The following is a 12621-nucleotide window of genomic DNA, read 5'->3' as shown; positions in this document are numbered from 1 at the left end:
AGTGCCACCGAAGTAAAAATATTTCTTGCCGAAGCACTAGTAGCGGTAGCGCGCCTGCAACTTCAACAGCATTGACGAATCAGCATCGTCAAAGGCTTTTCCCGGGTGAAAATAACCGATTACGGCCTCAATATCCCAGCGCTGTCTCGGTTCCCAGCCGACAATAACATCGATCTCCCAGCCGAGGTCCTTGTCGATACCGTTCGGGTCCTCGTCGAGGTCCGTATCGGTCAACTCATCGCGGGCGCGGTGCTGGCGGTAGTAGTTGCCGACCAGATCGATCGAGGTGTGGTCGTCGAAGTTGAAACCGAGCCCGGCGGTTACAATCCGCAGGTTGCTCAGCTCCGGGTCCACCAGTTCGCCGTAATAACGGAATGAGGTTATGCCATTGAATTTGCCATTGTTGTCCTGCAGCTCCGTCTGGCGAAAGGTATAGTCGTGATTGTCATCGGATGTACCGCCCTGGCCGGAGGCGAAGCCCAGCGTTATGCTGGCCCATTTGTTCAGCTCCAGGGTTGCGCCGAGGTCGAAGCCGAAGCCGCTGGTGTCCAGGTCGCCGCGCCGGCCGGTCATATAGGACAGCTCCAGCCAGCTTTCTGTGTCGGGCAGCCATTCGCCGATTGCGCGTGCGCCGATGTGTGTGCGGCGTTCGCTTTCCGTCTGATCGACATAGCGGTCGATCACATAACCCGCCAGGTGGCGACGGCGATCCCGGTTGGATAAATAGATCATCGCGGTGCGGGTGTCGCGGTCGCGCTCATCGCCGCCTTCGAAGGTGCTGGCCAGTGCCAACTCGGCGGCGATCCGGTCGCCTTTCCAGTAAGCCCGCACGCCGTCCAGGTTTTCGTCGAACAGCCACTCCCGTGGATCATCGAAATCCTGCCGGCCGACCTGCAGGTCGAGATTGGGTGCCAGGTCGCGAACCAGAACGTAGGCTTCCCCCAGTTGCGTCTCATCCCGACTGAAGCGCCCGTCCTCGTCGTCGTCGCGGTACAACTGCTGGTGTTTGATCTCCAGGCGCGATCTGACTTGTGGTGAGTGCGTAAACTCCAACCGGGCGCGCAGCCCCAACTGCTGGTCGAGACGATCCTCGGCGTCATCGCGGTCGAGATTATAATTGTCTTCGCTGGTGGCACGACTTTCGAGCCGCATGGTGAGAGAGGCGTTATCGCCGAGGCGCACGCCCTCGCCGAAGCGGTCGTCATCGTCGTCGATGTTCAAACTTCCGCCAATGATTTCCCGATCGTCACGCACCATTTTTGCCAGCGGTATCTCGTGTCTCACTGTGGTGCCGTTCGCCACAGTAACCCTGATACCCAGCATAGTGAGTTGGCCGCCTGCTGCCGACCATTGGATATCATCCACGCGTCCGAGCAGGCGGTCGCGGCCGGCTTTGCGGCTGCTGATCTGGCGCGACGACAGCCGCCGTTGCCCGCGGTAGCGACCCTCCACTTGCACTTTCTGCGCCAGCAGCGCCGAGCGCGACAGATCGCGAAACCGGGTCTTGTCGGAAATTTTCACCTGCAAACCCGCCAGGGAGATATAGTCGTCGCCACGCTCAGAGATGGCGGCGACACCTATCACCTCCTGATACTTTTGCGGAGTCACCAACTCAACCCGCTCGGCGACAAAACCGCCGCGCTTATCGGCCCGGCCGCGCACTTCCACCCAGTGACCGGGCTCTATCACAGCCAGGTCTGAGCGATACTCTGCGGCCTCGGCGCCGAGGCAGAAAAAAAACGCTAACTGCAGCCCTATCAAACGCATCAATAATTTCATGGTCAGGCGCCCAGTCGGTCATAGTCGTTCAGGCAGCGGTCCCCCAGCGACAGCAGGTGGCCGGACAGATCGGCCCACTGGGGGCGCAGGGCGTAGATCAGGGCGAGGCGTAAAAACGTTGCCGCCTGGTAGAAACGCAGCCGTGGCCAAAAGCCCGCCTCCGTATAGCGTTCCAGCCCATCCAGCAGCGCGCGACCGCAGGTGTGGGCGTCGGCAAACGTCGCATTATCGATCTTCTGCAGCGCACGCAGCGAGAGATGGGCGAGCAGGTTGGCAACATCCAGCGTGACGTCGGCTCGACACAGGAGGTCGAAATCGAGCAGGGTCAGCTCCTCCCCATTGACTATAAACTGGCGATCATGCAGGTCGCGATGGGCCGCCGCGCAGTGGTTCGCCGGCAGCGAGCCCAACATGGTCTGCAGGCGTTGCCAGGCCGACTCCCAACCGGGTGGCAGGGCGCCGGTTGCCGCGCGAAACCGATGGGCCCGCCTACTGAGGTTTTCGAGTTCATCGCCCGCCGTATGCAGGTCGGCCGGCGCGACCGCGGAGGTATCCTGAACGCGGCGCAGGCTTTGGCCGATAAGAGTATAGAGGTGCTCATGGTCGCCGGACACCGGTAGGGTTACGCCGCTGTGATAAGCGGTGACCATGCTGGCCTCCGGTACATCCCCATGCAGCAGCGCCGGTACCTGGAGGTGCGTGCCGGCAAAAAGCCTGCGCGCCAGTTGATGGCGGGTGATGGCCGCCGCCAACTTGTGTTGCCGATAGCCTTTGATAACGGCACTGTGATCAGCGTCGCGATGGAGGATCACCAGGCGCCTCCCGGGCCGGTAGCTTAACAGGCGCCACTGGGTCGATCCGGTAAACTTCAGTGATTTGGCCAGTGGCACGCGATTATCCGCGCCGGGAAAGAGTTCTTCCAGGTGGTTGTTACGGTAGCGAAACCAACGCGATTCCCGGCCGTTCACGGCTTCGAAATCCAGCGTTGTATCTTTGCCGACATCAACACGCACGAGTGCCTGATCGCTGGTTTTAATGGCGTTTCGCTTCTCCAGTTCTCGCAGGGCCCGCTGCATAGCGGATTTGCCGGCTTTACCGGACGCCGCCACGCGGGGAGCACGGGGCGCTGTTTTTTTTGCAAAGCCAAGCGCAAAGCGGGCGATTCGCTCCCAAGTGAATTGCGAGGCGTAGGTTGCCGCCCGCTCGCTCATCAGCGCTTTTTCCTGCGGGTTGTCGATCAGCCATTGCAGGTGCTGTGCCAGCGCCGCGGCATCGTCGGGGGCATAAACCAAACCGGTTTCATTGTGCGACACCGTCCGGGCGAGATCGCCCAGGTCCGGCACCACCGGAACGACGCCGCAGGCCATGGCCTCCATCAGTTTCAGTGGCGAAAAGTAGTAAGGTATATCCTCAGTGTAGGCCAGCGGCAGGGCGTCGAAGGCGGCAACATACTCGGGCATTTTGCTGTGCGGTTGCCAGCCGAAGCGCTGGTATTTCGATGGCGGCAGAGATTTTAAGTCGGCAAATTTGCCTTCTCCCACAACGAGGAGCTGGCGCGGCAGGTTGTCGCCGTGCAGGCCGGTGTAAGCCTGCACCAGGCGTTTGAAACCGTGCCACGGGCGCTCGCGGCCGTGAAAGCCGATGACGAAGTGCTCGTCCAGCTTCAGTCGGCTGCGCACGGATTTTTCGCGCATTGCGAGGTTAAAGCGCTCACTGTCGATACCATTGCCGAAAACATGGATACATTCCTTGGGCGCGCCCCGCCGTTTTGCGTAGCCGGCTACCGGGTTGGAGACGGCGATCACGGCGGTGGCGGCGTTAAATAAAACGGCGTCGTTGTCCGAGTCCTCGGCCGATGCGGCCTGTTTGCGCCACTGCTTTTGTTCATCGGCCAGCGGTGCGTTCACTTCAAGTATCAGTGGAATCTTTAATGCCGTTGCGATTTGGGCGCCGGTGTGCTGACCCAGGGCGTAACGCTCATAAATCAGATCGACCTTCTTTGCGGCACACAGTTTCTTGATGCGCTGGGCGACTTCTTCCCGATCCGCGCAATCGATTTCCATCACCTCTGCCCCGATCAAGCGAAAGGCGTCGCGCATGGCATTGAGGTGCACCGCCGCACCCTTGGCGCGGGCGGGGCCAATTCCGGCGTCTTGGTTTAAACAGATTACTCTGCGCATGACGCCGTCCTCTTCAGGCTGTTGAGCTGTTGGCCGACAGCCGGATTCGATGTCATCATCGCCGCGCTGAAAACCTGCCGCAGTTCGGCGCTGTTGCGGCGGATATCGAATTTTTCCTCAATCAACCTGCGCGCGGCCCGGGCCAGCCGTTGACGCAGCTCGCTGTCGTGAATCAACCTGCCGCAGGCGGCCGCCAAACCTTGCGCGTCGCGCTGCGCCACTTGCAAGCCGGTCTGATTGTGGCGCAGCACTTCGGGAATGCCTGTCACATCCGTGGATACGCACGGGGTGCCGAGCGCCATGGCCTCCAGCAGAATAGTCGGCAATCCATCGCGATCGTCGTCGGCGGATATGACACAAGGCGCTGCCATTACGCTGGCCTGCAAGAGCTTGGCACGCACTTCGGATTGCGCCAGCGGACCGCACAGTTTGACATACCCGCTTAACTGCCGGGCCTCGATCCGCGCCTGCAGGGCAGCGGCCAGAATACCGGGGCCGGCGATCTCACAGGTGAATTGTTGCCCCTGTGCCACCAGTTCGGCACAGGCGTCAATCAGATACTCGAAGCCTTTTTTTTCGACCAGGCGACCGATACCTAAAATCAACGGGCGGCGGCTGGCCGGCGCCGTGAACTTGAACTGTTCGAGATCGATGCCGTTGTAAATAAGATTGAGAGAAGCGGCTGCGGGACCGAAAGTGTCCTGCAGGTAGCGCACGTTGAATTCGCTGACAGTGACCACGGTTGCCGCGTCCGCCAGTTTGCGGCGCAAAACATCCCGGTCGACCTGCTGGTGGAAAATGTCTTTGGCGTGGGCGGTGAACGAGTAGCTGATCCCGGCAAGCTGCGCCGCCAGGCGCGCGACGGCGGTGGCCAGGGTGCCGAAATGTGCGTGCAAATGTTCTATACCGCGCTCGCGAACCGATGCGGCCAGCCACAGTGCCTGCTCCAGGTCGCCGCTGTCGATATCCTCTTCACTGTCCAGCACGGTATCCAAATTCAGGCCCGCTCTGCGCGCCAGGCGCAGGGCGTTCCACAGTGCGGTGGCTTTGCTGCCACTGGTTAGCGGCACATAGGTCACAGGTGAGGACACCTGCGCTATGCCCTCGTGAAAGCGCTGGTCGTCGCTGCGACGCAGGGAGTAGATCGCGACGGGTTCACCGACTTCCTGGTGGGCGAGGATCTCATTGAGAATAAATGTCTCGGAGAAGCGCGGGTAGACCTTGAGAACGTAGGCAACTCTCGGCTGTTGTGTAGTTGTCATGATGCTTTGCCCCCTAGTGGTATTGCCGTGACCCTGGCGCTGTCGAAAAGCGCAGTGGCACGAATAAGTAGGCGTTCCGTTTTTTCAGCCCAGTGGGTTTCGTTGCTGCGAAACGGGTGGTGAGCCAACTGCGCCAGCCCGAATGCGGTATAGGCGCGCAGTTGGTCGATAGCGATCTCCCCACCGGCGCGGAGGTAGCCGCGCAGCAGCGCATCGCCGAGCCTGGTGACTTCTGCCGCAGCGACATTGCCGCTGATGGCATCGCGTTCCAGATGGGCGATAAACAGCCCCAGATCGCGGGTGGGATGTCCCGACTCCACACTGTCGATATCCAGAATACTGACATGTTCTCCGGTGACGACGACCTGCTTGTCGTAGAAGTCGCCATGGACAACGCCGCAGGTTTCGTTTTGATCTTTCCACCAGGCGATCAACTCCCGCACCAGGGTATCCATCCGCGTCTCGAGAGAGGGCAGTAGAAAAGCCATCTGTTCATTCAAGGCCTGGAGGCGGGCGGCGAAGTCCCGACAGGGCAGTGTTTTAATCGCTGCGGCCTGGCGGTGAAACAATGCCAGCGCCCGTCCGGTTGCCTCGAGATAGCGGTAGTCGATATTCGCGGCGGCGGTGATCTCGCGCAATCCGGTGCCGGGCTGCCACGCAAAGGCGAGCGCCCGATACCTACCCGACATTCCGGCCAGTTGCGGGATGCCCGGTATTGGCTGGACCTCGAGGCACTGCAGCAGGGGTTGCACCCGGGCAAATTCCTGGGCGGTGACGTATTTGATCACATGCTCGAGTGTTGCGCCGGTGTCGTCCGTCCAACTGGCTCTGACGACATAGCGTCGCTCGGGTTTATAAGCGAGCGGTTGCAAAGCGACGTCAGGCCGGACCTCTGCGGCGCCGAGGATGCGGGTGAGGTGTTGCCGGACCCGGGTCGGGTCGCCAAGGCGCGCCAGATAGCGCAGCTTTGCGTCGTTGGGAAACGCTGAGATCACCAGGTTGCGAGCGGCGAAAAACCAACGGCCGCAGCCGAGCGGACCCGCCACCGCCGGGCGTTGCCGGTCTTTCGCCAGTTTCTCGGCAGCATCCTCGTCACTGTAGGCTTTAGCGTACACGTCCACGGGACCTGAAGCGGTGTGCAGTCGATATTTGGCCAGGCAGTTGGTGCCGGGCTTATAGCGCAGATAAGTCAGGTCTGCGGCAGTGATTGGGGGACTTCCTCCGGCGCTGTTCAGGTGTGCGACCAGCGCATCGGTATCGAACAGCAGCGGCAACCCGGCGATGGCCCGGTCACGGGCGAGGAGGCTGGCTGTGTGCCTACACAGATGTGGCATGGGTTGCTCCCTCCGTGTTATGGCGGTCCACATCGCGGTGATGAGCGGCGGCGTAGCCGCCGCCGCGAGACAACAACTCCCTGTGGCTGCCTTGTTCGATCGGCTGGCCGGGTCGGATATACAGCACCTGGTCGGCCTCGCTGCCGTGGCGGAGATCGTGGGTAACGTGGATGGTCGTGCGGCCGGCGGCCAGACGCTGTAGCGCTGCGTGAACCTGATGGGCATTATCGGCGTCGAGGCCGGCCAGGGGTTCATCGAGGATCAGAATCGGCGCGTTGCGAATCGCGGCGCGGGCAATGGCAATACGCTGGCGTTGACCGGTGGACAGGGTCACGCCGCGCTCCCCGACTTTTGTCTCGTAACCCTCGGGCAGAGCGCTGATGAAATCGTGAATGTTAGCGATGCGGGCGGCCCGCTCCACGTCCTCGTCAGTTGCCGGGCCGACGGCACCGTAGCGGATATTGTCTGCCAGGGTGCCGACGAACAACAGGGTATCCTGCAGCACCACGGAGAAGTGGCTGCGCCATGACGCCAGTGTAAAGTTGCGCAGGTCCTGCCCGTCCACCAGCAGCCGGCCGCCGTCCGGATCGTAGAGGCGCAGGAATAAACTCAGCAGCGTCGACTTGCCGGCCCCGGAGGGCCCCATCACCGCCAAGTGTTCGCCCGCGGCAATATTGATAGTGAGATCGTGCAGAACGGTGTTGCCCTCTTCATAGCAAAACGACACCTGGTCGAGGGCGATATGGCCCGCCGGGCGCGGCATGGGACGGGCGTCGGGCGAGTCGGCGACTTCCGGTTCCCGGTCCATGATTTCCACGACCCGCTCGGCGGCGGCGGCGGCCTTGGCGATGCGGGCACTGAACTTGGCCCAGTTGCGCACCGGCTTAAACGCACTTTTCAGATAGGCGAGAAAGACCAGCATTTCACCGGGTGTCAGCTTGCCCTCCAGTACGTTCACGGTGCCGATCCAGAGCACCAGGGCGGCAGCCAGGGCCAACACCACATCGACCGTGCGCTCCAGTCCCGCCGCCAGCCGCTTGCCCTTCACACCGGCGTTAAAGTCTTGATCGCCGGTGCGCCCGAAGGCATCGTTAAACTGGTCTGCCAGGGAGAGCGCCTGCACTGTCTTGATGGCGCTGATCGATTCGGCCGCCGTGGCGGCCAGAGCGCTCTCGCGCTGGCGCTGTTCCCGCGCCACCTCGGTGATCCGCTTGTGTTTGCGCGACGCCGTGAACAGCAGCAGTGGCGCAATCGCGATCAGCACCAGCGTCAACTGCCAGTTGAGCCACGCCATAACCGCCAGCATACCCGCCAGTACCACGATATTGCCGAGCAGCGGCATAAAGGCGGTGACCAGCACTTCCTTGAGCATGCCCACATCGCCGGTTACGCGGGTGATGAGGTCGCCGCCGCGGGCTTTACCGTGGAAGCGCAAAGACAGTGTCTGGATATGGTTGTAGAGCTGGTTGCGAACGTCGATAAGTACGCGATTGCCGACGATAGCGAAGCCCACCGTCGCCAGGTACGCCACCGATGCGCGCAGTACGGCAATCAGGAGGACACTGACTGCCGCGATGGTGAGTAACGTCATCGGCTCCATTTGGCTCAAGCCGCCGGGCTCCCCGCTCGCGCTTTGCCCGCGCAGAATCACGTTGTCGATAACGAACTTCAAAGGCCACGGCTCCAGCAGACGCAGCAGCACTTCGCCAAACAGCGCGGCGAAGGAGCCACCGACTACGGCCTTTTGCCGTCCGATCAATGGCGCGAAGCGCACGGCGAATTTGCGTAACGACGGCAGGGGTTTCGACGCCTTGGTCGATTTATCAGACATGGCGGCGCTCACGAAACCAGGTGGACGACGGGGGCGGCATTGTCCTGATCGGGTGAGAGCGCCGGCGGCAACACACCGGTCAATTCACTGACCACATCGCAAATGCGCGAGAGACCATCTAAATTGACGTCGACCGCAGCGCGCGCGCCCCGGTTCAGGGCGCGTTCAATCGTCTTGCGCAGGCGTTTGGTGCTGGGGTTTTCGAGCGCATCCACAAAGCCCTGTTTTGCCAGCCGCTGGGCGCGAATGGCCTGCTCGCGCCGGGGGAATGTGCGCGGCAGCAGAATGCCGCGACACCCGCTTTGCAGAATCTCTGCACAACTGTTGTAGCCGGCCATACTGACGACCACATCCGCCTCGTCCAACAGGCGCGGCAGGTTGGCATGAAAACGATGTACCTGTACCGAGGCCTGGCGGCCGAGGCGGCGCGCCTCCTGTTTATAGTGGCGCGACAGCGCCGGTTCCATCAGCGGGCCGGTAAAGATATGGCTGTCCCAATCGCAGGGCGCAAGCGCCAGTGCCGCCAGATATTTATCGATGCGTTGCCGTCCGTCTTCACCGCCGCCGACGGTTACCAGAACTTGTTTGCGCAGGTGGGGTATCGGGCTGCGGCGATCGCGGTGGCGCGATGGCACCACGTAGCCGGTAAATTCCAAACGCTTCGCCAGGCGTCGCAGCGCCGGGTACTCGTGCAGCGAATCAAAGACCTCTTGATTGCCGTAGATGCACACGCAATCGTAGAGCGTGCTCAGTGCCTGGCGGCAGGCTTGGGAATTCCACGACCGTTGTACGGACACCGGCTCGTCCAGAATATCGCGCATACCGTAGATGGTTCGCACGCCGGTGGCGTGGGCCTCGCGCAACAGTGGCAACGCTTCACCGTGCAGGCCGATCAGTTGGTGGTCGATAATCACCACATTGGGTGCAAAGCCGCGAAATGCCTCGAGCAGTATCCGACTGCGCAATGCCAGCGTGCCTTCCAGTGGTCCCGATAAACTGCGCGGCTGGTAGTCGCCGTTGGTGTCTTTGGTGACTGCGGGCAGTTTGATCAAATCGCAGCGCGCCGGTAACGGAAACTGCGTTGCACAAGGTGAGCCGGTTACCACCAGCGCGTTTGCCTGGCTGAATTTACCGGTGATAGCGCCGGCGATTGCAAGGCTGCGCCGCAGGTGGCCGAGGCCCCAGGAATCGTGACTGTACAGAAGCACACGCAGGGGGCCGGTGAGCAGAGGGGTCGATAGTGCGGTTGAGGTCTGGTGACTTTGCATAGAAAATCTGAGTCCTTATTGAGTGTGGCTGCCTTGCTCGGACGACAACAGGATGCTTGCGGGTAAGTTGCACCAGGACGTGGCACTTTGTTTGAACTCAATCGCTCCCGAAATTGTCGTCACAGCTTATGTTGGCTTGCAAAGCCTCTAAGCGAAGATGACGTCATTGCGAGACAAAACAAATTTTGTGTCGGCGTCCGCAGGTGATTACCTCTACCGTCAGGAATGCAAATCCGCCGCGAGCAACGACCGGCATTCCTAAATGTTGCAGAAATAATACAGGCGGCGACTAAAGAGGGTTTGTTGCGGCGATGAAGGCGCGCTAAATCTCAGATGAAGAATATCTAAATTTTAAATGGAAGATGTTTGACGCGAAACTAGCGGAGTTTTTGGCGGGGTTTTCTACTTACAAAAGCAAGTGTAGCACGGCGACATCGTGGCTGATAGGCGTTGTGGTGTTTTAATTATTGTCGAACAAATTTAGATTTACGGTCGCGTATTTCATTTACTGTGGGACTTTTACCGTCGGTTTTTTTGATCGACAGGCGGCAATTCGCTCGGATGAGATAAACGATTTTTAGAGCACCAGGTTATCGCGTGGAAGCGGGTGCTTGTTACTAATGGCAATCGCTTCAGAGGCCTAATTTTGGTGCTTTAGTAAAAAGGCCCCATCCAGAGGCAGACCTATCACGGTATTTCTGAATCGAGATTGGTAAGAATAGCGGGAGGGTCAATAAACTGCGCAAATCCTCTTGCGTACCATCACCACCACCGCCGAACGTAGGGGCTTTAAGCGCAAGTAGGGGCCTTAGGCGAAAGTAGGCGCTTTAAATGAAAGTGGCCACTCGAGGCGGAAGTAACCCCTTGAAGCAAGCGTCATTAGTGCCTGCTACTGCCGGACCTCGCCAAATTGAGATTTGCGAGAACTCAATCAAAATGGTGGTAGAGCAAAACTATCCACGGCGTTTGGCCCAATTGGTGAAAAACCAGACAGTTGCACCACGGCCGGCCCCGCCCTGGTGTTACTTCTTTATTACTCGTGGCGCAGGCCCCGAATCCCCTTAAAACCCTGGTTTTACTAGGGCTACAATCGCGAACAACAACACTGTATCCTCCCCCGCTGCGGCGACCTCGCAGAGCGGGTTAGCCAAAGGCAAACTTCCATTGTGTCGGCGAACCTGTATCATTTATTGCTTTGGCGCGCCCGGGGCTCGAAAATAGTGCCGAAAAAAACAAAAAATTATTGTAAAATCAATCGGTTACAGATAGCATCTGATGCCATTTCTGGAGACAGTGATTTGTCGGCAATCATAGTCAAGTGTGCCCATGGGTGTGTTTAACACAATTAACCTCGGCAACCTGCGGGGGGATATTTTTGGCGGAGTGACCGCCTCCATCGTCTCCCTGCCGCTGGCCCTCGCTTTTGGGGTGGCCTCGGGTGCGGGTCCCGCCGCCGGTTTGTACGGCGCGGTGCTGGTGGGCTTGTTTGCGGCCCTGTTCGGGGGTACGTCGACATTGATCTCCGAGCCCACCGGACCCATGACGGTGGTCATGACCGCCGTGTTGGCCACAATGATCGCCCAGAACCCGGACAACGGTGTGGCCATGGCCTTCACCGTGGTGATGATAGCGGGTGTGTTTCAGATTTTGCTCGGCGCGTTAAAGCTCGGGAAATATATCACGCTGATGCCCTACAGCGTCATTTCCGGGTTTATGTCCGGCATCGGCGTTATTCTCATTATTTTGCAGCTCGCGCCCTTTCTCGGCCATCCCACTCCACCCGGCGGGGTGTTGGGCACCCTGGAGCAGTTGCCGCAACTGTGGCAGAACATCGCGCCCACGGAGGCCATATTGGGCGCTATCACCCTGGCCATCCTGTTTTTTATGCCGCAGAAGCTGGGCCGGCTGGTGCCGCCCCAACTGGTCGCGCTGGTCATCGGCACCCTGGTTTCACTGTATCTGTTCTCCGCGGCGGATGTGCGGCGGATCGGCGAAATACAGCTCGGCCTGCCGGCGATCACAGTGCCGACCTTTACCAGCGATCAAATTACGACCATGGTGCTCGACGGCATCATTCTCGGTACTCTCGGCTGCATTGACTCGCTACTGACGGCGCTGATAGCCGACAGCCTGACCCGTTCGGAGCACAAATCCGACCGCGAACTGGTCGGCCAGGGAATCGGTAACCTGGTATCCGGTATGTTTGGCGGCTTGCCCGGTGCCGGCGCCACCATGGGCACGGTGGTCAATATCCAGTCCGGCGCACGCACGGCGCTATCGGGCGTCACCCGGGCGCTGGTGCTGCTGGTGGTGGTGCTCGGGGCGGCGCAGCTGACAGAGAATATTCCCCTGGCGGTGCTCGCCGGCATCGCCTTGAAGGTGGGTATCAATATTCTCGACTGGAGTTTCGTGAAGCGCGCCCACCGGGTCTCCTGGCATGCCGCACTGATTATGTACGGCGTGATGTTGCTGACGATTTTTGTCGACCTTATCGTGGCGGTGGGCCTGGGGGTCTTTATTGCCAACGTGCTGACCATCCAGCGACTCAGCGAGCTGCAGACGAAAAACGTCAAAGCTATCAGCGACGCCGATGACGATGTACCGCTCACCGATGAAGAGAAAAAACTGCTCGACCAGGCCGCCGGCCGCGTGTTGCTGGTCTATCTGAGCGGGCCGATGATTTTCGGTGTGTCAAAGGCGATCGCCCGCGAACATGCCGGCCTCGATCAATACGCCTGCATCGTATTGGATTTGAGTGACGTTCCCCTGATCGACACCACCGTGTCGCTGGCGATTGAAAATGCCATTAAAGATGCGGTTGCACTGGAGCGGCAGGTATTTATCGTAGGGCCATCCAAGCAGGCAAAGAAAACGCTGGAAAGGCTGGGACTGTTCGAGCTGATACCGGGCACCCAGTTATGCAAAACGCGCACTGAAGCGCTGCAAAGGGCCCTTGCTTAACACATT

General features: G+C 60.0%; 7 protein-coding genes. 1 reads left to right on the top strand and 6 read right to left on the bottom strand.

Features of this window, described 5'->3' with window-relative positions; genetic code table 11:
• Positions 1-36: 36 nt before the first annotated feature.
• The 6 genes from FKG94_RS21180 to FKG94_RS21155 are packed head-to-tail and all read right to left on the bottom strand — an operon-like array spanning position 37 to position 9654.
• On the bottom strand, positions 37-1779 hold the full coding sequence (locus tag FKG94_RS21180) for an alginate export family protein (protein WP_142928947.1): 1743 nt from the start codon (positions 1777-1779) through the stop codon (positions 37-39).
• A gap of 2 nt (positions 1780-1781) precedes the next feature.
• Positions 1782-3959 carry a glycosyltransferase gene (locus FKG94_RS21175; RefSeq protein ID WP_142928946.1) on the bottom strand — a complete coding sequence of 726 codons (2178 nt, stop codon included), beginning with the start codon at positions 3957-3959 and terminating at the stop codon, positions 1782-1784.
• Complete coding sequence (locus tag FKG94_RS21170) at positions 3947-5221, bottom strand: glycosyltransferase (protein WP_142928945.1); 1275 nt, start codon at positions 5219-5221, stop codon at positions 3947-3949. Before FKG94_RS21170 ends, FKG94_RS21175 begins: the two co-directional genes overlap by 13 nt.
• Complete coding sequence (locus tag FKG94_RS21165) at positions 5218-6555, bottom strand: phosphotransferase (RefSeq protein ID WP_142928944.1); 1338 nt, start codon at positions 6553-6555, stop codon at positions 5218-5220. The genes FKG94_RS21170 and FKG94_RS21165 overlap by 4 nt, the downstream gene beginning before the upstream one ends.
• Complete coding sequence (locus FKG94_RS21160) at positions 6539-8386, bottom strand: ABC transporter ATP-binding protein (RefSeq protein WP_142928943.1); 1848 nt, start codon at positions 8384-8386, stop codon at positions 6539-6541. The genes FKG94_RS21165 and FKG94_RS21160 overlap by 17 nt, the downstream gene beginning before the upstream one ends.
• 8 nt (positions 8387-8394) lie before the next feature.
• On the bottom strand, positions 8395-9654 hold the full coding sequence (locus tag FKG94_RS21155) for a glycosyltransferase family protein (RefSeq protein WP_142928942.1): 1260 nt from the start codon (positions 9652-9654) through the stop codon (positions 8395-8397).
• Positions 9655-10986: 1332 nt separating this feature from the next.
• Here FKG94_RS21155 and bicA point away from each other — a divergent pair.
• Entirely contained in the window at positions 10987-12615 is a 1629-nt protein-coding gene (bicA, locus tag FKG94_RS21150) for a bicarbonate transporter BicA (protein ID WP_218943597.1), read from the top strand.
• Positions 12616-12621 lie beyond the last annotated feature (6 nt).

This window comes from Exilibacterium tricleocarpae (assembly GCF_007004655.1).
GTDB classification, from domain to species: domain Bacteria; phylum Pseudomonadota; class Gammaproteobacteria; order Pseudomonadales; family Cellvibrionaceae; genus Exilibacterium; species Exilibacterium tricleocarpae.
The sequence above is the reverse complement of the archived record's forward strand: the minus strand, read 5'-3'. Positions and strand labels throughout refer to the sequence as shown.